This is a genomic window from Pontiella desulfatans (assembly GCF_900890425.1).
GTDB lineage: Bacteria > Verrucomicrobiota > Kiritimatiellia > Kiritimatiellales > Pontiellaceae > Pontiella > Pontiella desulfatans.
In genome coordinates, this window is sequence record NZ_CAAHFG010000004.1 from 1,093,763 (window position 1) to 1,115,191 (window position 21,429).

The 21,429-nt window shown below is 58.9% G+C and carries 20 protein-coding genes; 18 read left to right on the forward strand and 2 right to left on the reverse strand.

Annotated features, from left to right (window positions below; all coding sequences use genetic code 11):
* Window positions 1-23: 23 nt before the first annotated feature.
* From E9954_RS30085 to E9954_RS30105, 5 genes are all read left to right on the forward strand, one after another.
* Window positions 24-428, forward strand: coding sequence for a GxxExxY protein (locus E9954_RS30085; protein ID WP_136082989.1), 405 nt, complete (start codon window positions 24-26; stop codon window positions 426-428).
* A gap of 39 nt (window positions 429-467) precedes the next feature.
* Window positions 468-2,813 (forward strand): NADH-quinone oxidoreductase subunit NuoE, encoded by a 2,346-nt coding sequence (gene nuoE / locus E9954_RS30090; RefSeq protein WP_136082990.1) that lies wholly within the window; start codon window positions 468-470, stop codon window positions 2,811-2,813.
* Window positions 2,814-2,910: 97 nt separating this feature from the next.
* Entirely contained in the window at window positions 2,911-4,377 is a 1,467-nt protein-coding gene (locus tag E9954_RS30095) for a 2Fe-2S iron-sulfur cluster-binding protein (protein WP_136082991.1), read from the forward strand.
* A 19-nt stretch (window positions 4,378-4,396) separates the two neighbouring features.
* On the forward strand, window positions 4,397-5,671 hold the full coding sequence (locus tag E9954_RS30100) for a glycosyltransferase family 4 protein (RefSeq protein ID WP_136082992.1): 1,275 nt from the start codon (window positions 4,397-4,399) through the stop codon (window positions 5,669-5,671).
* A complete protein-coding gene (locus E9954_RS30105; RefSeq protein ID WP_136082993.1) occupies window positions 5,668-6,798 on the forward strand; it encodes an outer membrane protein assembly factor BamB family protein in 1,131 nt (376 codons plus the stop codon). The genes E9954_RS30100 and E9954_RS30105 overlap by 4 nt, the downstream gene beginning before the upstream one ends.
* Here the strand turns inward: E9954_RS30105 and E9954_RS30110 are convergent.
* On the reverse strand, window positions 6,773-7,000 hold the full coding sequence (locus E9954_RS30110) for a hypothetical protein (protein ID WP_136082994.1): 228 nt from the start codon (window positions 6,998-7,000) through the stop codon (window positions 6,773-6,775). The genes E9954_RS30105 and E9954_RS30110 overlap by 26 nt on opposite strands.
* Before the next feature lie 124 nt (window positions 7,001-7,124).
* Here E9954_RS30110 and E9954_RS30115 point away from each other — a divergent pair, with 124 nt between their 5' ends.
* Together E9954_RS30115 and E9954_RS30120 are read left to right on the forward strand one after the other, a co-directional pair.
* Entirely contained in the window at window positions 7,125-7,790 is a 666-nt protein-coding gene (locus E9954_RS30115) for an ABC transporter ATP-binding protein (RefSeq protein ID WP_136082995.1), read from the forward strand.
* A 66-nt stretch (window positions 7,791-7,856) separates the two neighbouring features.
* A complete protein-coding gene (locus E9954_RS30120; RefSeq protein WP_136082996.1) occupies window positions 7,857-11,024 on the forward strand; it encodes an ABC transporter permease in 3,168 nt (1,055 codons plus the stop codon).
* Here E9954_RS30120 and E9954_RS30125 read toward each other — a convergent pair.
* Complete coding sequence (locus E9954_RS30125) at window positions 11,001-11,303, reverse strand: (2Fe-2S) ferredoxin domain-containing protein (RefSeq protein ID WP_136082997.1); 303 nt, start codon at window positions 11,301-11,303, stop codon at window positions 11,001-11,003. The two genes, E9954_RS30120 and E9954_RS30125, sit on opposite strands and share 24 nt — an antisense overlap.
* A gap of 132 nt (window positions 11,304-11,435) precedes the next feature.
* Between E9954_RS30125 and E9954_RS30130 the strand changes: the two genes are divergently transcribed.
* The 11 genes from E9954_RS30130 to E9954_RS30180 all read left to right on the forward strand — a co-directional run bounded on the left by E9954_RS30130 (window position 11,436) and on the right by E9954_RS30180 (window position 21,429).
* A complete protein-coding gene (locus E9954_RS30130; protein WP_136082998.1) occupies window positions 11,436-11,732 on the forward strand; it encodes a response regulator transcription factor in 297 nt (98 codons plus the stop codon).
* A 350-nt stretch (window positions 11,733-12,082) separates the two neighbouring features.
* Entirely contained in the window at window positions 12,083-13,825 is a 1,743-nt protein-coding gene (locus E9954_RS30135) for a secretin and TonB N-terminal domain-containing protein (protein ID WP_136082999.1), read from the forward strand.
* A gap of 51 nt (window positions 13,826-13,876) precedes the next feature.
* Complete coding sequence (locus E9954_RS30140) at window positions 13,877-15,586, forward strand: GspE/PulE family protein (RefSeq protein ID WP_136083000.1); 1,710 nt, start codon at window positions 13,877-13,879, stop codon at window positions 15,584-15,586.
* Between the two features lie 12 nt (window positions 15,587-15,598).
* Window positions 15,599-16,861, forward strand: a complete 1,263-nt coding sequence (locus E9954_RS30145; RefSeq protein WP_136083001.1) for a type II secretion system F family protein — start codon at window positions 15,599-15,601, stop codon at window positions 16,859-16,861.
* A 138-nt stretch (window positions 16,862-16,999) separates the two neighbouring features.
* Window positions 17,000-17,422, forward strand: coding sequence for a type IV pilin protein (locus E9954_RS30150; protein ID WP_136083002.1), 423 nt, complete (start codon window positions 17,000-17,002; stop codon window positions 17,420-17,422).
* A gap of 74 nt (window positions 17,423-17,496) precedes the next feature.
* Window positions 17,497-18,456, forward strand: a complete 960-nt coding sequence (pilM, locus tag E9954_RS30155; protein ID WP_136083003.1) for a type IV pilus biogenesis protein PilM — start codon at window positions 17,497-17,499, stop codon at window positions 18,454-18,456.
* Window positions 18,457-18,588: 132 nt separating this feature from the next.
* Window positions 18,589-19,182: a hypothetical protein gene (locus E9954_RS30160; RefSeq protein WP_136083004.1), complete on the forward strand. Its 594-nt coding sequence runs from the start codon at window positions 18,589-18,591 to the stop codon at window positions 19,180-19,182.
* A gap of 7 nt (window positions 19,183-19,189) precedes the next feature.
* On the forward strand, window positions 19,190-19,747 hold the full coding sequence (locus tag E9954_RS30165; protein WP_136083005.1) for a hypothetical protein: 558 nt from the start codon (window positions 19,190-19,192) through the stop codon (window positions 19,745-19,747).
* Window positions 19,747-20,304, forward strand: a complete 558-nt coding sequence (locus E9954_RS30170; RefSeq protein WP_136083006.1) for a hypothetical protein — start codon at window positions 19,747-19,749, stop codon at window positions 20,302-20,304. The genes E9954_RS30165 and E9954_RS30170 overlap by 1 nt, the downstream gene beginning before the upstream one ends.
* 316 nt (window positions 20,305-20,620) lie before the next feature.
* Entirely contained in the window at window positions 20,621-21,013 is a 393-nt protein-coding gene (locus tag E9954_RS30175) for a prepilin-type N-terminal cleavage/methylation domain-containing protein (RefSeq protein ID WP_168442695.1), read from the forward strand.
* Window positions 21,010-21,429, forward strand: coding sequence for a PilW family protein (locus E9954_RS30180; RefSeq protein ID WP_136083008.1), 420 nt, complete (start codon window positions 21,010-21,012; stop codon window positions 21,427-21,429). Before E9954_RS30175 ends, E9954_RS30180 begins: the two co-directional genes overlap by 4 nt.

The window sequence follows — 21,429 nt, forward strand, 5'->3', positions numbered from 1 at the left end:
GCAAAGACGCAAAGGACGCGAAGATGGATAAGAAAAAGGCCATAACAACTGATCGGCAAGAAGAGCTGGTGAAACAATTCATTGATGCTGCCATAACCGTCCATCGGGAACTCGGGCCGGGGTATGATGAAGCAATATATGAAAACGCACTTGCCATAGAAATGGACATCAGAGGAATCCCGTATGAGCGGCAGAAGGTCTTTGATGTTACCTTCAAAGGGCACGTAGTTGGTGAGGGCAGGATGGACTTTGTTCTTGGAAGTGAAGTTGTTGTCGAACTCAAAACGGTTGATAAGCTAAGTCCCAAGCACACTGCCCAAACAATTAAATATCTCAAGGCGCTTGGAAAGCCCCTGGGATTGCTTGTGAACTTCCACGAATACCTTCTTAAAGACGGGCTTAAACGTATCATTTATGCAGGTAATTGAGTTCTTGGTTTCTTCGCGTCTTTGCGGTCAAACAAATAGATGAATAGCGAAATAGACATTTTGGAAGTGGACCGGATCGTTGCCGAGGTCGGAACCGACGCGGCCTCGGTGATTCCGATCCTGCAGGCGGTGCAGAAGACGTTCAAGCATCTGCCGGAAGAGGCGCTGCGGCGCGTGTGCGAAATCACGGCGATCACCCCTGCGCAGATCGAGGGCGTGTCGTCGTTCTTCTCGCAGTTTAGGCGGACGCCCGTCGGCCGGCATATGATCAGTGTCTGCGATGGCACGGCCTGCCATGTGAAGGGTTCCGAGGCGGTCTATAAATCGGTGCTGCACGATCTTGGAATCGAGCAGGGCGACACCGATGCCGACGGACTCTTCACCGTGCAGAAGGTGGCGTGCCTTGGTTGCTGCACCCTCGCGCCCGCCGTGCAGATCGACGAGACCACCTACGGCCACGTGAAGACCGACACCGTCTCGGACATGATTGCCGACTTCCTCGAAAACGAAGCCAACCGCATCCCGCGCCAGGCGCGCGCCGAAGAGCAGGGCGTGACGATGGGCGAAGTGCGCGTCGGCCTCGGCTCGTGCTGCGTGGCGGGCGGTAGTGCCAAGATCAAGGATGCGCTCGAGGACGAACTCGATGCGCTGAAGTGCAAGGTCGATATCAAGCCCGTCGGCTGCGTCGGCATGTGCCACCGCACGCCGCTGGTGGAGGTGGTCATTCCCGGCGAGGAGCCCGTGCTCTATGCCAAGGTGAAGCCGGAGGATATCCCCGAGATTGTCGAGCGCCATTTCTGGTCGGACAGCCCCTTCATCAAAGTGCGCGCCGCGACCGAAAGCCTGCTGAAAAGACTCTACTCCGATGCCGCCCGCAACGTGCCCGCCCGCCACGAGCTGAACGTGCGCGACGAACCCATCGCCGACTTCCTTGGCCGCCAGCGGCACATCGCCACCGAGCACTGCGGTATCCTCAACCCTTCCGATATGGACGAATATAAAAACCTCGGTGGCTTCAAGGCGCTCAAGGAGGTCTTCTTCAAGAACGATCCGCAGCGGATCATTGCCGAGATCGAAAAGAGCGGCCTGCGCGGCCGCGGCGGCGGCGGCTTCCCGACCGCCCGCAAGTGGGGCATCGTCCGCAACGCGCCCGGTGAAAAGAAATACATCATCCTCAACGGCGACGAGGGCGACCCCGGCGCGTTCATGGATCGCATGATCATGGAGTCCTATCCCTATCGGGTGATCGAGGGCATGATCATTGCATCGTTCGCGGTCGGCGCGTCGGAAGGTTTTCTTTATGTGCGCGCCGAATATCCGCTGGCCGTCAAGCGCGTGCGCATGGCGCTGAAGGAATTCGAGGCGGCCGGGTTCCTGGGCGACAATATTCTGGGCAGCGGCCATTCGCTGCGGCTAAAGGTTTTCGAGGGCGCGGGCGCATTTGTCTGCGGCGAGGAGTCGGCGCTGATCGCCTCGCTCGAAGGGCGGCGCGGCATGCCGAACTATCGCCCGCCGTTCCCCGCCGAAAATGGCTTCAACGATTGCCCGACGTTGGTCAACAATGCCGAGACCTATTCGCTGGTTCCGTGGATCGTGCGCAACGGCGCGGAGGCATTCGCCGAGCTGGGCACGGAGCATAGCAAGGGCACCAAGGTGTTTTCGCTGGCGGGCAAGATCGAGCGCGGTGGACTGATCGAGGTGCCGATGGGCATCACCATCCGCGAGGTGGTCGAGCAGATCGGCGGCGGCGTCGCCGATGGCCGCGCATTCAAGGCGGTGCAGATCGGCGGGCCCTCGGGCGGGTGCATCCCGGCGCGACTGGGCGACACGACCGTCGACTTCGAGGCGCTTACCGGCGTCGGCGCCATGATGGGTTCCGGCGGTTTCGTGGTGCTCGACGATGCCGACTGCATGGTCGAGATGGCGCGCTACTTCCTTTCGTTCACACAGAGCGAATCGTGCGGCAAGTGTACGCCCTGCCGCGTCGGCACCAAGCGCATGCTCGAAATCCTGACGCGGCTCTGCAACGGGAACGGGAAGCAAGGCGACATTGAAAAGCTCGAGCAGCTGGCCAAAACCGTAAAGGCGCAAAGCCTGTGCGGTCTTGGCAAAACCGCGCCCAACCCGGTGCTGACCACCATCCAATATTTCCGCGATGAGTTCGAGGCGCACATCGAAGGGCGCTGCCCGGCGGGCAAGTGCGAAAAGCTCATCACCTATTCCATCACCGACGACTGCATCGGCTGCACCAAGTGCGCGGTCGACTGCCCCGTCGAGGCGATCCACGGCGAACCCTATTCGGTCTTCGAGATCGATCCCGAAGCCTGCGTCCGCTGCGGCGCGTGCAAAACCATCTGCCCTGTTGATGCGGTGGTGGTGGAATGAATGTGATGACCGCGAAGACGCAAAGAAACAAAGGAATTAGGAGCTTTTGCTTCTTCGCGTCTTTGCGGTCATAAAAAAGCAGTTGAAGAGATGTGGAATGGTTGAACTGAAAATAGACGGAATGCCTGCGAAGGTGAAGGATGGGGCTACGGTGCTGGATGCGGCACGGTTGCTTGCGATCGATATTCCAACGCTGTGCCATCTGAAGGAGTGCGAGCCGGAAACCTCGTGCATGCTGTGCGTGGTGAAGAACACGGCGACCGGGCAGCTGGTCCCTTCGTGTTCGGCCCAGGCCACCGACGGCATGGCGATCGACACCGAGTGCGAAGAGGTGCAGGCCGCGCGGCGCGACACCCTCAACCTGCTACTGAGCGAGCACGTTGGCGATTGCGAGGCGCCCTGCACCCGCATCTGCCCGGCGCACCTGGATATTCCAACGATGCTGCGCCAGATCGAACGCGGCAACATGGAGCAGGCCGGGTGGATCGCCAAGCGCGACCTCGCCATCCCCGCCACCCTCGGCCACGTTTGTCCCGCTCCCTGCGAAAAGGGATGCCGCCGGGGGCAGCTCGACGAGGCGCTGAAGATTCGCCAGTCCCACCGTGAGGGGTCGGTCCTATGTTTTAATGGTTTTGACAAAAAACATCATTTCATAGGACTGACCCCTAATCTGACCCCTCGTGGAAAGACTGCGGTGGTTGGTTCGGGGGCGGCGGGGCTTTCCTGTGCCTGGAAGCTGTTGCAGCTGGGCTATGCGGTGACGGTGTTTGATGAAGCGCCGCAGGCGGGTGGCGTATTGCGGGGGCATCAGGATTTGCCGATGGAGGTGCTGGATTCTGAAATTGATTGGCTGGCACAGGCGGGAATCGAGTTTCGTTTGGGCGAATCGATTTCTTTGCAGTCGATGGCTGATGGCTTCGGGGGGGTGGTTTTTGCGGAGGCGGAGTTTGCGGGGACGCGTTTTGCGGATGCGGTCTATGCCGAGGAGCATAAGCTGGCGGTGAAGGCGGTGGCCAACGGCAAGGCGGCGGCGATTGCGTTGGATCGGTCCTTGAAGGGCGAGCAACCAAAGAATGAAAGCCGGTTTGATTCGAAGATCGGCAAGCTGCGCGATAGCGAAGTGACCGAACTGGCCAAGAACTGTTCGAGGGATGAGCAGGCTGGAAAGCCTGCCCAAGCGGAAGCGGCACGATGCCTGCACTGCGACTGCCGGAAGCCGGCGAGCTGCAAGCTGCGGCAGTATGCGGAGCAATATGGCGCCGACCAGCGGGAGTTCCCGGCGGACGAGCGCGGGCACGTCCAGCTGATCGGCCACGGTGAGGCGGTGGTGTTCGAACCGGGCAAGTGCATCAAGTGCGGGCTGTGCGTGAAAATCACGAAGCGCGCGGGCGAAGAACTGGGCGTGACGTTTGTCGGCCGCGGCTACAACACGCGGGTGGCGGTTCCGTTCAGCGAATCCTTGGCGGCGGGACTGAAGAGGACGGCCGAGGACGTGGTGAAGGTTTGCCCCACCGGCGCGCTGGCCTTCCGTGACGCAGAAGAAAACTTGAAACTTGAAACCTAAAACTTGAAACTCGCTCGCGATGAAAGTGGTACACATAGTTCCGGGATCGGGCGGCACGTTCTATTGCCAGAACTGCATGCGCGACGGCGCGCTGGTGCAGGCGCTGCGGCGTGCGGGCGAAGACGTGGTGATGGTGCCGATGTATCTGCCGATGTTCACCGACGGCGACCCGGTGCAGGACGACACGCCCGTCTTTTTCGGCGGCATCAATGTCTGGCTCCAGCAGCAGGTGCCCTTTTTCCGGAAGACACCGCGTTGGCTGGATCGGCTGTTCGACTCCAAGTGGATGCTCAGGCGCGCGGCGCAGATGGAGGGTACCACCTCGGCCTCCGATCTCGGTGCCATGACGCTTTCGATGCTGGAAGGAACCGCGGGCAACCAAAAGAAGGAAGTGGAGCGGTTGGTCGATTGGCTTGCCGAGCACGAGCGGCCGGACGTGGTGCATATTTCCAATGCACTGCTGATCGGCCTGGCCGGGGAAATCAAGGCGAAGCTGGATGTGCCCGTGGTCTGCTCGCTGCAGGACGAGGATTGGTGGCTGGATGAAATCAATCCGCCTTATGATGAACAATGTTGGGATGCGATCCGCGCGCGCTGCGGCGATGTGGATCGGTTCGTGGCCGTTAGCAACTGGTTCGCCGACCAAATGAGCGAACGGTTGATGGTTCCGCGCGACGTGATCGACGTGGTGCACATCGGCATTGATCTGGATGGCTTTGGGCCGGCTCCGCTCGATTTCGATCCGCCTGTGCTGGGCTATCTCTCGCGCATGAACACGGCGCTGGGGATCGACAAACTGGTGGATGCATTCATCGAGTTGAAGAAGGTTCCCGGTTTGGAAACGTTGAAGCTGCGCGCCACGGGCGGCGCGGTGGGCGACGACCTCAAGTGCGTGGAGGAGCAGAAGCGCAAGCTGGCAAAGGCTGGGTTGGCCGAAGATGCCGAGTTTGTCGAGGACTTTACCCGCGAGCAACGACTGGCCTTTCTTAAAACCATTTCGGTGATGTGCGTGCCCGTGGAGCAGGGCGAGGCGTTCGGCTCGTTCATCATCGAATCGATGGCGGCGGGCGTGCCTGTGGTGCAGCCAAAGGCGGGTGCGTTTCCCGAACTGGTTGAAGCGACAGGCGGCGGCGTGGTTTATGACAACCTCGTCGAAGAGCTGGAGGCGCTGTTGCTGAACCCCGACCGCGCGCGGGCGCTGGGCGCCCAAGGCCGCGACTCGGTTTATGAAAGCTTCAGCGTCGAGTCGATGGCGCAAAACATGGTCGCGGTCTATCGGGAGCTGGCAAAATGACTTTGAGCAAAATGATTCCTTTGTTGGCGTGTTGTTCCTCGATGTGCTGGGGAGCATGGCCGACCTATCATGGCGCTCCCGACTTGAAGGGCGTGGCGGATGCCGAATTGGGCAACCAGCTGGAGCTGGCCTGGCGGTTTAATGCGGGAGGCGAAGTTTACAGCACGCCCGTCTCGGACGGTGAACGGATTTTCTTTTCGGCGAAGAAAGGGCGGGTGGTGGCGCTGGATCAAAAAGGAATAAAGATCTGGGAGCGTAGCTTCACGCGCACGAACGATGCGGGGCAGGAGATGGCGCTGCGGTTCGAGGCGCCGTTGGTTTGCGCGGCTGGATTGGTCTTTGCGGGGAGCACGAAGGGAACGCTCTTTGCCCTCGATGCCAAGACCGGGGCGACGATGTGGAAGTATGAAACGGATGGGATCATCGTGGGCTCGGCAAATGTCATTTTGGATGGCCGCGAAGACGCGAAGATCGTTGTGATGGATCAGTCGGAAGGCATGCTGCATGGCCTTGATGTTGCGACGGGAAAGATGGTTTGGAAGTCGGAGGCGGCGGAGCGGTGCGATGGCGCGCCGGGGGTTGGCGCTGGCCGCATTGCCTACGGGAGCTGCCTGGCGGCCCTGCATGTCTATTCAACCGATGGGAAGCATTTGAAGGATATCGAAGTCGGCGGCGACGGGCAGATTGCGGGCGGCGTTGCGGTCGAGGGCAAGCTGGCCTATGCCGGATTGCGCGATGGCGCGCTGGTCTGCATCGATATGGAATCGGGTGAAATCGTTTGGAGCAGCGAGGAGTCGGAAGACCAGACGTTTTCCACCCCGGCGGTGACGGAGCATCGGGTGGTCTATGCCTCGGACAACGGCTTCGTCTATGCGGTCGACAAGAAGGAGGGGAAGACCGTCTGGAAGTTCGATACGGGCGGTATGCCGTATTCGCCCGTGGTGGCGAAAAACCGCGTGCTCGTTTCGGCGGACGGGGTTCTCTATCTATTGAAACTCGAAGATGGAACGAAGCTGTGGTCGAACGAGATCGGCGACGATACCACCTCGCCCGCGCTCGTCGGCGGCATGGTGGTGGTCGGCGCGGACGATGGAAGCGTGTCTAGTTGGCGTGCTTCAGTTCCTTGATGCGGTCGTGGTAGCAATGATGATGAATATTCACAATCGCGTTCACCTGCATGTCGGTCAGCCCATTGATCGTGTCGTTCAACTGCACCACGGGCAGATGGCGCAACGCGTTCAGGGGACACTCGTCGATGGCCTGTCCCAGGGGACACTCCAGCGTCAGCCCCTTTATCCAGATTCTTTTATCCAATGCAGTAAACTTCATGGCGATTCCCCTTTTCCGACTTGTAAGGAACCTTACATGATGCGGCAGTGCGAATGCAAGCCGTGTGGCCCTAAACTTCGCGGTAGTAAAAAATACTAGAAAAAGAAATTAAAAGAAATGGGCGGTGAGGACCTTGCTGGAGCTTTCGAATATTTATAAAAGATACGACGCCAATACGGGCGTTTTGGAGGCCCTCGACCTTCAGGTTTCCCGGGGCGAGAGCCTTGGAATCGTCGGTGAATCTGGCTGTGGCAAGAGTACGCTGCTGAATATGATCGGATCGCTGGATCGGCCGGATGCCGGGTCGATCGTGTTCGATGGCGCCGATCTGCTGGCGATGAATGAGCGCGGGTTGGCGGCCTTCCGCAACACCCGGATTGGGTTTGTCTTCCAACTGCACCATCTGCTTCCGCAGTGCTCGGTGCTCGAAAACGTGCTCGTGCCAACCCTGGTGAACGCGGGCGGCGCGGAGGAGCGCGCGCGGCGGCTGCTCGACCGCGTCGGGCTGTCGCATCGGCTGTCGCATCGGCCGGGGCAGCTCTCCGGCGGCGAGCGCCAGCGCGTGGCCGTGGTGCGCGCGCTCATCAACCAGCCCGACCTGCTGCTGGCCGACGAACCCACGGGCGCGCTCAACCGCGAGAGCGCCGATGGCCTGATGGACTTGCTGCTCGAACTCAACCGCGAGCAAAACCTGACGCTGGTCATGGTGACCCATTCAGAGCGGCTGGCCGGCCGGCTTGATCGTGTGCTAGAGCTGCGCGACGGATGTCTTCGAGGGGCCGGTGAATGAACGTTAATGCTCGCAGGTGCAAAGGGGGCCGGCTTGAAAGGTTTCTGGTAAATAGAGTGGAAGCCGATGCTTAGATTCGTTCTTAGAAGCCTGCGGTTCTACTGGCGCAGCCACGTGGGCGTGTTGCTTGGCGCGGCGCTGGCGGCGGCCGTACTGACGGGCTCGCTGCTGGTGGGCGACTCGGTCGATGGATCGCTACGTAAGTTTGCGCTCCAGCGGCTCGGCGGAATTGGGCATGCCATGCATACGCCGAACCGCTTCTTTGCTTCGGGGTTGGCCGAACGGATTCCGGGCCAAGCGGCGGCGGTCTTGCAGTTGCGCGGCATGGCGATGGCCGATGAACAACAGGTCAACCAGGTGCAGGTGGCCGGATGCGATTCCAATTTCTGGACGTTTGCCGGACTCGAATTCGCTTTGGCCGAAGGCGAGGTTGCGCTGAACGCCAAGTTGGCGGCGGCGCTGCATGCGGACGTTGGCGACGAGGTTTCGCTTCGTGTCGAAAAGCCCGGCCTGCTCCCGCGCGAGGCCCCGCTTTCGGCACAGAAGGACGACCGCTCCGTGCGCGGGCGCTTCACCGTGGCGCGCATTCTCGGCGACGATGAATTGGGCCGCTTCAGCCTCTCGGCCAACCAGGTGGTGCCCAACAATGTGTTTGTGAATAACAAATGGTTGGAGAAGCGCGTTGGGCTGGAAGGAAAGGCAAACCTGCTTCTGGCTGGATCGGTGGCACCTCCAAGCACACTTGCGCAAGTGTGCTTGGCTTCCGATTTCGGTCTGCGCTTCCGCGAAGAGGGCGAGGTGGTGCAGTTGGAATCGGATGGCATCTATCTCGAGCCGGAGGCGGTGCGCGCGGCGCTGGCGGTTCCGGGGGCGCAGGGAACGCTGACCTATCTGGTGAATTCAATTTCCATGGGGGAACATTCGACGCCCTATTCATTTGTCCTGGCGAGTGACGGCGCCGGCATGACGCCTGCGGTAGGGGAGGACGAAATCATCATCAACGCGTGGCTGGCGAAGGCGCTGGAAGCCGGCGTGGGCGATGCGGTTTCGCTAGACTATTTCGAGCTGCTGCCGAACGGTGAATTCGAGGAACGCGAGCGGGTCTTCACGGTGCGGTCGGTCGTGCCGATGGCCGACATGGAGCCGGAGCGTCGTCTCGCGCCCGCCTTCCCCGGGCTGACGGATGTGGATCGGTGCTCCGACTGGGATGTCGGTATTCCGATGGACGAGGAGCGGCTGGAGGACGAGGCGAACGAGGAATACTGGAACGCCTACAAGCAGACGCCGAAGGCCATCGTTTCGCTCAAGGCCGGGCGGGACATGTGGTCGAACCGCTTCGGCAACCTGACCGGGGTCCGGTGGGAAAATACAAAGATCAAAGGACCGACCCCGCAGGAGGCTTTCAGCGAGGGGTTCCGGCCGGCGGCCGCCGGATATGTTTTCGAGCCGGTGCGGGAGCAGGCGCTGGCATCGGTGGAAAATGCGATGGATTTTGGGCAGTTGTTCGTGGGGATGAGCTTTTTCCTGATCGTGGCGGCGCTGCTGCTGACGGGGCTGCTGTTTGTCTTCGGCATCCAGAACCGAGCGGAGGAGATGGGGATTCTGCTGGCGACGGGCTGGCGGCCGCGGCAGGTGCGCAATGCGGTGCTGGCCGAGGGCGGGATTGTGGCGCTGGTCGGTTCCGCGGCCGGGGCTGGGCTGGGGATCGGCTATACGAAGCTTTTGATTGCGGGGCTGTCGCGCTATTGGAGCGGGGCGATCGCGAATTCGGCGATTGAATATTTTGGGCGTGCGGGCACGGTGGCGACCGGAGCGGTGGCGAGTTTGGTCTGCGCGCTGGTGGCGATGTCGATTGCGGTATGGCGGCAGGCGAAGCATCCGGCGCGGGAGTTGTTGAGTGGCGATGCGGGATACGGGATGCGGGATGCGGGGTCTGGCCCGGACGGCAGCTCGACCTCTGTTTGGTTGGCCGTGCTTGGGCTGGCAGGCGCGATCGGGGTTTCTTTTTGGGCAGTGGTGGCGGATCGGCAGAGCGTGACGATGCCGTTTTTCGGTGCGGGGGCGCTGCTGCTGGTTTCGGGGGTGCTGGGTTGCGGGGAACTGCTCAAACGGACGGGCCGGCTGGAAAGCCTGCCCCACGTGGGGGCGCTGGCTTTGCGCAATGTGGCGAGAAGAAGAGGGCGCAGCTTGACGGTGGTGGGGCTGCTGGCATGCGGTACGTTTTTGGTGTTTGCGGTTTCGTCGATGAAGGAGGATGTGACGGCGCATGCGGGCGAGCGGTGGTCGGGCACGGGCGGTTTTGCGTGGTTTGGGGAATCGACGTTGCCGATCACGGACGAGGTGGGCGACGTTCGCCTGCGGGTGCGCGACGGCGATGATGCGAGCTGCCTGAACCTGAACCGGGCGCGGACGCCGCGCCTGCTGGGGGTTGATCCGGCGGCGATGTCGGTGCGGGGCGCGTTTTGTGCGGGGGAGGATGTTTGGCAGCTGCTGGATTGCGGGTTGCCGGACGGGATGGTTCCGGCGCTGGTGGGCGATGCGGATACGGCGATGTGGGGGCTGGAGGCCAAAACCGGGATCGAAAAGGGCGCTGTGCTGGACTATGTGGACGAAGCGGGCCATCCGTTCAAGGTGAAGTTGGTGGGGCAACTGCCGATGCGGCTTTCGGTTTTCCAGGGGGCGCTGCTGGTGGCGGAAAAGGATTTTACGGCGAAGTTTCCGGGGGAGGAGGGATACCGCATGTTCCTGTTCGATGGGGCCGGCGAGCCGCCTTCGGTACGAAAACACGAGCGGGCGGGGCTGGATGTGGTTCCGGCGACGGAGCGGTTGCTGGAGTTCTATGCGGTGGAGTCGACCTATCTGGCGATGTTCCTGGTGTTGGGAGCACTGGGGCTGGCGGTCGGCAGTCTGGGCATGGGGGTGGTGGTGTTGCGCAATGTGCAGGATCGGCGGGCGGAGACGGCGCTGCTGCAGGCGGTGGGCTACCGGAAGATGGTTTTACGCAAGCTGCTCTTCATGGAGCACGGGTTGCTGATGCTGGCTGGGTTGGCCGTCGGGATCGTTGCGGCGGCGGTCGCGATGGTTCCGGCGTTGTTCATCACCAAAACGCAGGCTTCGCCCGGCTTCTTGCTGGCGCTGCTGCTGTTCGTTGTGGCCTGCGGCGCGGCCTGCATGGCGCTGGCCATTGGCATGGCCATGAAGGGCGACACCCTACGCGGGCTCGGTAACGAGTGAGCCAACCAGCTCGAGGATTCCGGGGACATCGGCGTGGGTGACTTCGGAGAACCAGATTTTCTGCGGGTAGATCATGATGTTGGGGCCGGCATCGCACACGCCCAGGCAGCTGGACTCGGAGACGCGCACCACGGGTTTCCAGCCGCGCTTCTTGACCTCGTCCTTGAGGACATCCTTCAGTGCCGGGTTGTCGCCGTCGCCGCACGACTTTCGTTCGCCGCCGCGCGACTTGGTGCAGACGAACAGATGGGCTTGATAGGGGGTCGAGCTTTTTTTCATCGCATGGCTCCTAGGTTTACCAATATGCGAGCATGATGATAATCAATTGGAACGAATGAAAGCCAAATGCTTTGTGATTTACCGGGGAATTGACCGACTTGGTAAGCCGATCGGGCCGGTTGGCGCAAAACAATGTCTTCGCAGATGTTGAAGGTGGCTTTTCGCAATAGTGGGGAAAAACAGCGTTCCGGAACCGATGCGCTGAGCCTTCGCGAACTTGAAGTTTTCGAGCTGATTGGCCGCGGAAACTCCACCCGCGAAATCGCCGAGCAACTGAACCTGAGCGTAAAAACCATCGAGACCAACCGCGCGCACATCAAGGACAAGCTTCATTTGCGAAGCGGAACCGAACTGATGCTGCGCGCCATCCACGGGGTGGAAAACGAGTCGCTCCGCATTTCCTGGCAGATCGTCACCAAACCCCTGTAAACACGGTCTGTTCTTCCATTCACGGAAGGGCGGCCTGGTTTTTTTCTCCGTTGAACATTGGGGCAGAACCGATGTGGCATCGGGGATGCCCCGATGCTGCCGCTTCCGGATTCCCCCGGGGCGGACTCAGGGTTTAGTCCATGGATCTGTCAGCCGTTGCCCGTCTAGTGGGTTTCCCTGGCGGCGCGCAACCTAGCACCCTGTTCGGGAACGTCCTCGCTAAGAAGCCGTTGCCGGCAACGAAGAAATCACGCTCGAATGCAAGGGCGAATGGGGTGCTTAAAAGAGTTTGGCACGAAGGGTGCTTGATGGTGGTGGACGGTTAATGAAGGGTTTAAAAGGAGAAACCGATGACAACACATAAGTTGAAGTTCAGTACAGCATCCCTGTTGGGATTGATTGCATTTTTCGTAGACGGGCAGGTTTCGGTAAGGGCTCAAGACACCGCCGCAACGCAATCTGCCGGTGCCCAGATCATTGAGCCCGGTGAAGATGTGCAAACGGCCGAGTTTGTGACCATCAATGTGAAGGACGCCAATATTGCGGAAGTATTAAAGGCCTATTCGCTGCAAACCGGCCAGAGTATCGTGGTGGGTCCCGATGTGGTTTCGGAAAACGTCAATGTTCGCCTGAACAACATTCCCTGGGAAGACGCGCTCGACGTGATCCTCAAGCCCTACGGCTTCGGCTACCGGGTGGTGGGCGACACCATCGTGATCAGCAAGCTCGAAAACATTGTGACGGTGGAAGGCATTGAGCCGCTCGTTTCCAAGGTCTTCAATCTTAGTTTTGTCGATGCATACGACATCAAGTCCATTATCGAAGCGCAGCTGACGGTGCGCGGCAAGTTCACCATTCACGAAACCAAAAGCCTTCCGGGGTGGGAATTCGGTGGAGAAGGCAACAGCGGTGCTGCCGTCGAAGCCGGTGTTCGCTCCCGCAAGAAAAAAGAGGAAATCCAGAAGAGTAAAACCTTCGTGATCACCGATGTGCCGTCCGCCATCACCAAGATAGAAAACATTCTGGAGCAGCTCGATCTCATGCCGGAACAGGTATTGATCGAAGCCAAGTTCCTCGAAATCTCTACCGGTGGCCTGTCGGACATCGGCCTTGAATACATCGGCGCCCTCGAACAGGTTACCGATAGTGGCCTCGGCGCAGGCAACCTGACCCCCGCCCTGCTGGACGAGGATCTGCTGAAGGTGCTCAACCTCACCACCGGATTCCCCGATCCGATGAACACCAAGGCCGCCGGCGGCTATTCGCAGGATAGCGGCATCAACCTTTCGCACAGCGTGGTGGGCGACTGGGGCGCGCAGATGCTCTTCAACTTCATCGAGCAGGACGACGACGCCAACGTGCTCTCCGCCCCGCAGGTCATGACCATGAACAACCAGGAAGCCGCCATCCTCGTTGGCCAGAAATACCCGATCATCAAATCGGAAAACAATTCCGGCAGCGGCAGCACGGTGACCTCCACCAGTCTCGACTACTATGAAAACGTGGGCATCCAGCTCAACGTGATCCCGCAGGTTTGCGCGAACGACTATGTGAACATGATCGTGCACCCGGCGGTGAGCGAATTCACCGGCGACAGCGTGGCGGGCGTCGTGACCGCAGGCAGCAGCTCGCAGTCCGGCACCTCCTATCCGGTCATCCGCATCCGCGAGGCCGAAACCCAGGTCATGATCAAGAGCGCCAGCACCGCCATCATCGGCGGCCTGCAGAACGAGCGCGATACCGAAATCATCAAGAAGATCCCGTTCCTCGGCGACATCCCGTTCCTCGGCCGCCTGTTCCGCAGCGAACGGATCGAGAAGGAAAAGATCGACCTGCTGATCTTCATCAAGGCCACCGTGGTCGATAACGAAGCCTATGCCGCCGACTCCCTCTCCCGCCAGCAAACCCGCGAAGCCAGAATGGATCTCGAGTTGACCAGGAAGGCTGAAATCGAAGAGCAAGCCGCCATCGAAGTGGATGCCAAGACGGCTAAGGCAGACCAAGCGGAAAACGAGGAAATCCTTGCCCTCGTCCAGCAGATGGATGGTGGTGAGCAAACGAAAACGACCGAAACTTCCGAAGAGGGAATGTAGGACAACCAGACACGTAGCCGCTCTTTGGCAAAGGCAGAAGGATAGTACGGAATGATTACCGACCAACTCAGCGAAATGATGATCCGTAGCGGGCGCGTTGGCTCGTCGCAACTGGAGAAGGCCATGGCCATCCAGGAGAACTCCGGCCGCGTCCTGACGGATATCCTGATCGAGGAAAAACTGGCGTCGCCCTACGATATTGCCCAGACCTTCTCGGAGTTGTTGAACATCCCGTATCTCGAACTGGGGGAGGAGTTCCACCTCCAACGCGACGAGTTCGACATGATTCCCGAATCGATCGCCCGTCGCTATTGCCTCGTTCCCCTGACGAAGGAAGAGGGGGTTTCCATTACGCTCGTGATGAAGAACCCGCTCGACATGGACGCCGTCGATACCGTGCGTTCGTTGACCTCGCTGGAAGTCCACAAGGCGGTCAGCACCGAGGACAAGATCAACCAGATCATCGACAAATGCTACAAGGAGGAGGCCTATGTCGAGGCCGGCCTGCAGGATATCGTCGATGTGGAAGCGGCGGCGGACAACGCCGGTTTCGAAGCCGACATAGGCGATGTCGACCAGTTGCTGGTGCACGCCAACGACGCGCCGGTGGTTCGCTACGTTAACCTGTTGCTGATGGAGGCCGTGCGCGATGGCGCCTCGGACATCCATTTCGAGCCGGGCGAAAACAATTGCGCAGTCCGGATGCGGGTCGATGGTACGTTGCACCTGGTCACCCCGCCGCCGAAGTCGCTCTACCAGGCGATCGTGACGCGCATCAAGATTCTTTCGGAGATGGATATTGCGGAACGCCGCCTGCCGCTGGATGGCCGTTTCAAGTTCAAGTTTTCGGGCCGGGTGATCGATGTGCGTGTTTCATCCATGCCCCTGGTGTTTGGCGAAAAAGTCGTTATGCGAATTCTCGACAAGAAGAGCCTCGTTCTGGATCTCAAGGATATTGGCTTCGAAGGCCAAAAGCTCAAGCGCTTCCACGAAATCCTGGGCATGCCGAACGGTATCGTGCTGCTCACCGGCCCGACCGGCAGCGGTAAGACCACGACGCTCTACAGTGCGCTGGGCATTCTGAAAAGCCCGACGCGCAACGTGCAGACGGTCGAGGATCCGGTTGAATATTTAATGGAGGGCATCAACCAGATGCCGGTGCGCCCGAAGATCGGCCTCAACTTTGCCGAGTGCCTGCGCCACATCCTCCGCCAAGACCCGGATGCGGTCATGATCGGGGAAATCCGCGATGCGGAGACGGCCGAGATTGCCATGCGCGCCTCGCTCACGGGACACATTGTGCTCAGCACGCTGCATACGAACGATGCCACCTCCTCGTTCAGCCGCATGCGCGACATTGGCATTCCCTCCTATCTGACGGCGGCCACGATGCGCCTGATCATTGCCCAGCGGCTGGTGAAAACCATCTGCCCGAACTGCAAGGCGCCCTATCAGCCCGACGCGGGCGAGATGGAGTGGGTCAAGCCCGTCTATCCCGACGCAGAGAACTGGTCGTTCATGCATGGCGAAGGCTGCAACCAGTGCCGCAGGAGCGGCATGAAAGGACGACGCGCCATTTTCGAATTTCTCGAAGTCACTCCTGCGATCCGCGAACTGGTCCATGGGGAGGCCGACGACATGACGCTCCGCCGCAAGGCGATCGAAGGCGGAATGCAAACCTTGGCCCAAAACGCCTTCCAGCGGGTGCGCGAGGGCGATACCACGATTAGCGAAGCCATCAATAAATGCATGGCCGATTAAGGGGATCTTAACATGGCATCATTCAGCTACATTGCGAAAAACAAGGAAGGCCAGGAAGTCCGCTCTTCGCTCGAGGCGGCCACCCGGCTCGAGGCCCTGGAGGCCCTGCGCAAGAAGGGGCTGACGGTCGTCGATCTTTTTAACGTCGAAGATGCCCCCTCGTCGGCAAAGCCTGCCCTGGCCAAGGTCAAGACCGCGAAACCAGCCAAGGTGCCGCGCCAGTCCTTTTCGTTTGCATCGAAGGTCAAGATGACCGACCTCGCGGTGTTCTGCCGCCAGTTGGCCATCTCGGTCAACGCCGGCGTTCCGTTGCGCGATGCCATCGAGGGCATCGGCATGGAGCTTGAGCACCCGGTCCTGAAGCGGATCAGCATCGATATTGTGCAGCAGTTGCACGACGGACGCAGTTTTTCCGAGGCGATCGCGCGGCATCCGAAGGTGTTCAACGAAATGTTCCACGGGTTGGTCAAGGTGGCCGAGGAGTCGGGCAAGCTGCCCGGCACCCTGCGGCAGCTGGCCGACTATCTGGAAAAAGCCGACCGCCTGCGCCGGCGCATCAAGGCCATGGCGGCCTATCCCATTTTCATCGGTATCTTTTTCATCATCGTCTGCATGATCATGACGCTGTTCATCCTGCCGCAGTTCACCGACATTTTCGGGGGGCAGGGGGCCGAGTTGCCGGCGTTCACCAAGCTGGTGTTCGGGGTCAACGAATTCTTCGTGGACAATTTCCTGGTCATCGTCGTGGGCGTTGTGCTGTCGACGACGGCGTTTGTCCTCTATGGCCGCACACCGGCGGGGTCGTATCAAAAGGACAAGTTCAAGCTGGCCATGCCCTACGCCGGCGGCTGCCTGAAAAAATATATCCTGGCGCGCTTCTGCCGCAGCATGGCGATCATGGTGCACAGCGGGGTGCCCATTTCCAACGCACTCGAAATCTGCGCCGACGCCACCGGCAACCAGTTGCTCAAGCGCAACGTGCTGGGCGTACGCGAAATGATCATGACCGGCAACCGCATTGCATCCAGCCTGGAAAAATCGGGCATCTTCCCGGGGCTGATCGTGCGCATGGTGGCCGTGGGCGAGGATTCCGGGCAGCTGCCCGAGGTGCTCGACAATGTCTCCGATCTTTACGAAGACCAGGTGGAGGTTTCTGTTATGACCTCCATGGCGTTGTTCGAGCCGCTGGTCATTTGTGTCTTTGGCGCGTTCATCCTGATGCTGGTGTTGGCGATCTATTTGCCGATCTTCACCGTCTCGACGGGCATGCACTGAGGCCATGGAAGGAGGGTAGGGGTAAAGGCGACTGTTTTATGGACATAGTTGAATTCACAAGAAACGAAAGAGCGGGTTGGGGTACCCGTGGTTGTCAGGTAAAAAAAACTAACAAGGAATAACAAGGAGACCAAAAACATGAAGACCAAGAAAAACAAAAAGTCCGGTTTCACTCTGGTGGAACTGATGGTTGTGGCCATTATCGTCGCCATTCTGGCGGCGGTGGCCATCCCGCTGATGTCGGGTAACAAGGACCGTGCCATGGCGACCGAGGCCCAGACCGGCTGCAGCACCATTGCAACCGCGATGCGCATGCACTATGTCGAGCATGGCAACTTCACTGCCATTACCGATCCGGCAGATCTGGGTGGCATCAAGGCTGAAGCAGACCTTAATGGAACCTACTTCCTCGGAAACGGCTACACCATCACACCCGGTGCGGATGGAAACAACTACACCATTACGGCCGATGGCAGTGGCGACGCGGCTGGCATGCGCGTTACCATGGCGGTTGTCGATGGCAAAACCACCTGGACGTATGGTGAAACACCGGCTCCGTAAATAGGCAGCTCGAAATACGCGGGCGGCCGTGTGGCCGCCCCGTCCCTCTTTTTTAATTAGCAAGGAACAAAAAAATGGCGGCAGCGGAATCCATAACAAAACGTGAAAACATCGCCGGAATCAATATTGCGGATGGCGTGGTGAGCGTGGCGCGCATTGTGCGGCGCGGCCGGCACAAGATTGTGCTGACGCATGCCGGCTGGATGGAATATGCACCGGATGCCTCCGATGCCGAAATTGTTCAGGTGATCAAAAGGCTTTGGAAAACGACCCGCATGCCGACCCGGACGGTTTGCGCCGGACTCCATACCCGTTCGCTTTGCCTTAAATATTTCAAGTATCCGGATCTGGCCCCGCGCGAGCTGACCTCCGCGCTCTGCCTCGAGGCGGAGGAGTCGCTCCAGCTCCCGCCGGAGCAGATTGCCCTCGATTGGCACATCAACCGCCCCCGGAACGATCCCTACACCCAGCTGGGCGAGCAGCTCCATGGCATCTTGGTGGCGGTCGGTAAAAAGGAAGTCAACCGCCAGCTCAACCTGCTCAAGAGGGCCGGCCTGTATCCCGTCCTGATGGATGTCGGCAGCACCTCGCTCTGCAATCTCTTCCTGGCGCTGCGCGGGGAAAAGGTGAACAACGACAACGCCGTCTGCGTCGTCAACCTTTCGCGCTACAACGCGGATATCTCCATTCTGTACAACGACCACTACATCTATCCGCGCACCATCATTTCCCGGTCTGCCGAGTGGTCGACGAAGGTTCAGTATCTCATCGAAAACATTTCCGACGCGTTGCTCTACTACCATGTGAAGGTCGACAAGACCCCGGTCACCCAGTTGGTCTTGACCGGCTTCGTTCCGGATGATCCGCAGTTTGTTGCGCAGGTCCACGATACGATCGGCCTGCCCACCGAGGTGTGGAGCCCGCTGCGGGATGCAAACTTCCTGATTTCGCATAGTGTGAAGACCTCGAAAAAACATGATGTGATCTCCCCGCTGATGACCACCAGCCTGGGATTGGGACTGAGGAATACCTGAAATGAAGATTTCAGAATTTGGAAGTAAGAATGATGGGCGGGGAATTCCCCGCACCCCTTTTAGCGGAAAGCGTCGCAGACCCGCCATTCTGCATTCTGAATTCTTCATTCTTAATTTGAAAAGGATTTAACCATGGCTGTTGACTTTAAAATAAACCTGGCAAAGGATCTCACGAGTACCCCGGAGGAGCGCGCCCGTTTCTACAACGGCATGCTGGTCTATCTGGTGGTTTGCGCGGCGCTCATGGTGCTGGTGGCCTATCTGGCCAGTGTCAACATGCAGCAATTCCTGGCAAACCGCCAAGAGCGCATCCAGCTGTTGCGTACCGTTTCCTCGGTGTCGGATATCGACCAATCCGCCTTCCGCAATCCGGGCAAGGTGTATGCCGATCTCGAAACCCACGCCATGACGATTGCCGACCTGAAAAAGGCGCTTGGCCAGCGGGTTCTGCTGTTGCCTATCATGCACAATCTTTTCATCGATCTTCCCGAGGGGGTTTCGTTGCAGAGCCTTTCGGCCAACAAGAGTAAATTGGACTTCGGCCTTGTGATGCCTCCCCCGTCCGACTCGGCCGGGGATCCCGTGAAGCAACTGCGTTCAGCCTGGGAGGAGAATGAGGAGTTGATGAAGCGTGTGTCAACGATCCGTCCTGTAACAGGGGAGCGGAGGGTCATGGGAACCACGTCGGTTTTCTATGTGCAGTTTGAGTGTCTTTTGAATAAGTAGGTGGGTCATGGATATCGGTAAATTCAAATCAAGTCGGGGGCGGTTGACCCTTTGGGTCATGATCCCGCCACTCCTCATCGTGGGCGTGGGTTTAAGCACCTATGCCTTGCGGCTGCAGTCCGAGTGGCAGTTGAACCGCACGCAGGGCCTTTGCGAAGTGCTTCCGAAATTGATGGAGACGCAGCGGCAGACCCTGAGGGTGCTCGAAGATTTCCACAGTTCGAAAACCAAGCCCATCTCGTCGGAGGATGAGTTGATTTCCTTTGTGCAGGACGCGGCGCGCAAAGCGGAGTTCACCATCGATTCGCTGAAGGTTGAACGCCGCGCATCGGCGCAGAACGGCAACATGCCGGTGTTGCTTGCCAGTGTGAACGGCAATGGGGCGATTGATGCAATCCAAAGGTTTTTGGCCGATGTCTCCGTGTCGCAACATTTGCTCTCGGAGAGGTCTTTGCAGATTGCCAAGCAGGCCAACGGGCTGGATGACCAGATCTGCAAGGCGAATATTACCTTTGAGCTGGTTTTGTTCAAAGGTTTCAGGTCTGGCGCCGGAGGGAATGAATAATGGCTACCAAACTAAACCTCCCCGAAGTAGATTTTGTTGATGACTATCGCGAAGAAAGCACCCGCATCCCGCTAGTGATAACCCTGCTGTTGTTGCTGTTGACGGCGGCTCCGATGTCGTATTGGATTTTCCGGATCAATCAGGTTGGCACGGTTTCGACCGATGTTTCCAACTACGATGTGCTCGTCAATGCGGTGGCCAACAATGTCAAGACGGTCGATGCCATGCTGAACAACGATGCCGAAGCTCTTGCGGCCATCAACGCCAACTCGAAGAAGCAAGTGGTTACCTTGATCGTTCCGGAGGTGGTGATCGTCGAAGATCGAGGAATGGAACCGAAGGAGCAACGAGCGCTCGAGATCGAGCTGGAAGGCATCTACTGGAGTCCGGCCAATCCCTTGGTGGGCATCAACGGCGAAACCTATCGCATGGGCGATTCCATACAGGGCTACGAGATCGTGAGAATCGGTAAAACAGCGGTGCAGTTCCAGGGGGCGGACGGGAACATCGTTGTGATGGACATGTATGAAAACCTACTTAAGGCAGGAAAAAAATAAAGAAACGGCGGGGTGTCGCTTGCCGAAACCCTCCGTTCAATCCTGTTACTCTCTACCCTGCGAGCGGCGGACTTCTCAAAAAACAGAAATCTAACTGGTTGATGGACGGGCTTTTCCGCAGCCCCGCAAGTGTTGCCGTCGCCTTTCATGGGCACTGTTGTGGAAAAAAGGCGGTTCTGCTTTGAAGGGGGTTCCATCTTATCGGGACTGGGGCGGGGAATTCATGCGATGGCATGAATACTGCTTTTTTTATCCATGTGGCTGTAGAGGAGGTGCAGGCCATGGATTGCGCTCGCACCTTTGGCAGGACGTGAAGATGAAGAAGACACAAAAATCTGGATTTACGCTGATCGAAGTGATGGTTGCCTGCCTATTGCTGGTTGTCGTGTTGCTGGGTTCGGCTTCGGTCAGCTACCGGTCGGGCGCAGGAATCCAAGGGCATCAGGACCGGCGGGAGGCGACCATTGCGGCGAACATTATCCTGGAAAAATACTGGAACATGACCTACCCCGATTTGCAGGCCTTTGCCGGCACAAGCATATCCATTTCCAAACCGGTGAATGGGAAAACCCTGACCGGATCCGTCGATTTTGTTCAGGGTAGCGATTGCATCGAGATCGCCCTCGACCTGAAATTCAACAACGACTCGGATTCGATTCAATTCGCAACCAAACGCTACAAGTATGGATTAAGCAAGGCGAAGTTATGAGAGCACATTGCAAGCGCAGCGGTTTCTCCCTGGTTGAGATGATGGTCGCAATATTGGCCTCATCCATCCTTGCATTGACGGTGGGGAGCATTCTGTATTTTTCATGGATGGCTTGGATGCAGCACAACGATTCGGTCAGCATGCAGCGCGATGTTTCATTGACCATGAAACTGATTGCGGATGAAGTTCGTGAAACACCGATTGAGGATATTTCCGTAGGCGGTTCCCTGCAAGGTGCCCATGGAGCATTTGTGGTATCCGGCAACGACCTGGTCTACAAGGGAATCACGGTCATCGACGGATGGCTGACGGGATTCGAGTCGACCAAGACCACCACGAATGTGCTTGTTAAGGTGGCGCTTTCAACGGGCCAGGATAATAGTGTGTTCGAGGCCACCTTTTTCTCGAGGAACTAG

Bases quoted from the DNA above. Each gene is read 5' to 3' on its own strand.
- E9954_RS30085 (WP_136082989.1), top strand. From the start codon at position 24: ATGGATAAGAAAAAGGCCATAACAACTGATCGGCAAGAAGAGCTGGTG.
- nuoE (WP_136082990.1), top strand. From the start codon at position 468: ATGAATAGCGAAATAGACATTTTGGAAGTGGACCGGATCGTTGCCGAG.
- E9954_RS30095 (WP_136082991.1), top strand. From the start codon at position 2,911: ATGGTTGAACTGAAAATAGACGGAATGCCTGCGAAGGTGAAGGATGGG.
- E9954_RS30100 (WP_136082992.1), top strand. From the start codon at position 4,397: ATGAAAGTGGTACACATAGTTCCGGGATCGGGCGGCACGTTCTATTGC.
- E9954_RS30105 (WP_136082993.1), top strand. From the start codon at position 5,668: ATGACTTTGAGCAAAATGATTCCTTTGTTGGCGTGTTGTTCCTCGATG.
- E9954_RS30110 (WP_136082994.1), bottom strand. From the start codon at position 7,000: ATGAAGTTTACTGCATTGGATAAAAGAATCTGGATAAAGGGGCTGACG.
- E9954_RS30120 (WP_136082996.1), top strand. From the start codon at position 7,857: ATGCTTAGATTCGTTCTTAGAAGCCTGCGGTTCTACTGGCGCAGCCAC.
- E9954_RS30125 (WP_136082997.1), bottom strand. From the start codon at position 11,303: ATGAAAAAAAGCTCGACCCCCTATCAAGCCCATCTGTTCGTCTGCACC.
- E9954_RS30130 (WP_136082998.1), top strand. From the start codon at position 11,436: ATGTCTTCGCAGATGTTGAAGGTGGCTTTTCGCAATAGTGGGGAAAAA.
- E9954_RS30135 (WP_136082999.1), top strand. From the start codon at position 12,083: ATGACAACACATAAGTTGAAGTTCAGTACAGCATCCCTGTTGGGATTG.
- E9954_RS30140 (WP_136083000.1), top strand. From the start codon at position 13,877: ATGATTACCGACCAACTCAGCGAAATGATGATCCGTAGCGGGCGCGTT.
- E9954_RS30145 (WP_136083001.1), top strand. From the start codon at position 15,599: ATGGCATCATTCAGCTACATTGCGAAAAACAAGGAAGGCCAGGAAGTC.
- E9954_RS30150 (WP_136083002.1), top strand. From the start codon at position 17,000: ATGAAGACCAAGAAAAACAAAAAGTCCGGTTTCACTCTGGTGGAACTG.
- pilM (WP_136083003.1), top strand. From the start codon at position 17,497: ATGGCGGCAGCGGAATCCATAACAAAACGTGAAAACATCGCCGGAATC.
- E9954_RS30160 (WP_136083004.1), top strand. From the start codon at position 18,589: ATGGCTGTTGACTTTAAAATAAACCTGGCAAAGGATCTCACGAGTACC.
- E9954_RS30165 (WP_136083005.1), top strand. From the start codon at position 19,190: ATGGATATCGGTAAATTCAAATCAAGTCGGGGGCGGTTGACCCTTTGG.
- E9954_RS30170 (WP_136083006.1), top strand. From the start codon at position 19,747: ATGGCTACCAAACTAAACCTCCCCGAAGTAGATTTTGTTGATGACTAT.
- E9954_RS30175 (WP_168442695.1), top strand. From the start codon at position 20,621: ATGAAGAAGACACAAAAATCTGGATTTACGCTGATCGAAGTGATGGTT.
- E9954_RS30180 (WP_136083008.1), top strand. From the start codon at position 21,010: ATGAGAGCACATTGCAAGCGCAGCGGTTTCTCCCTGGTTGAGATGATG.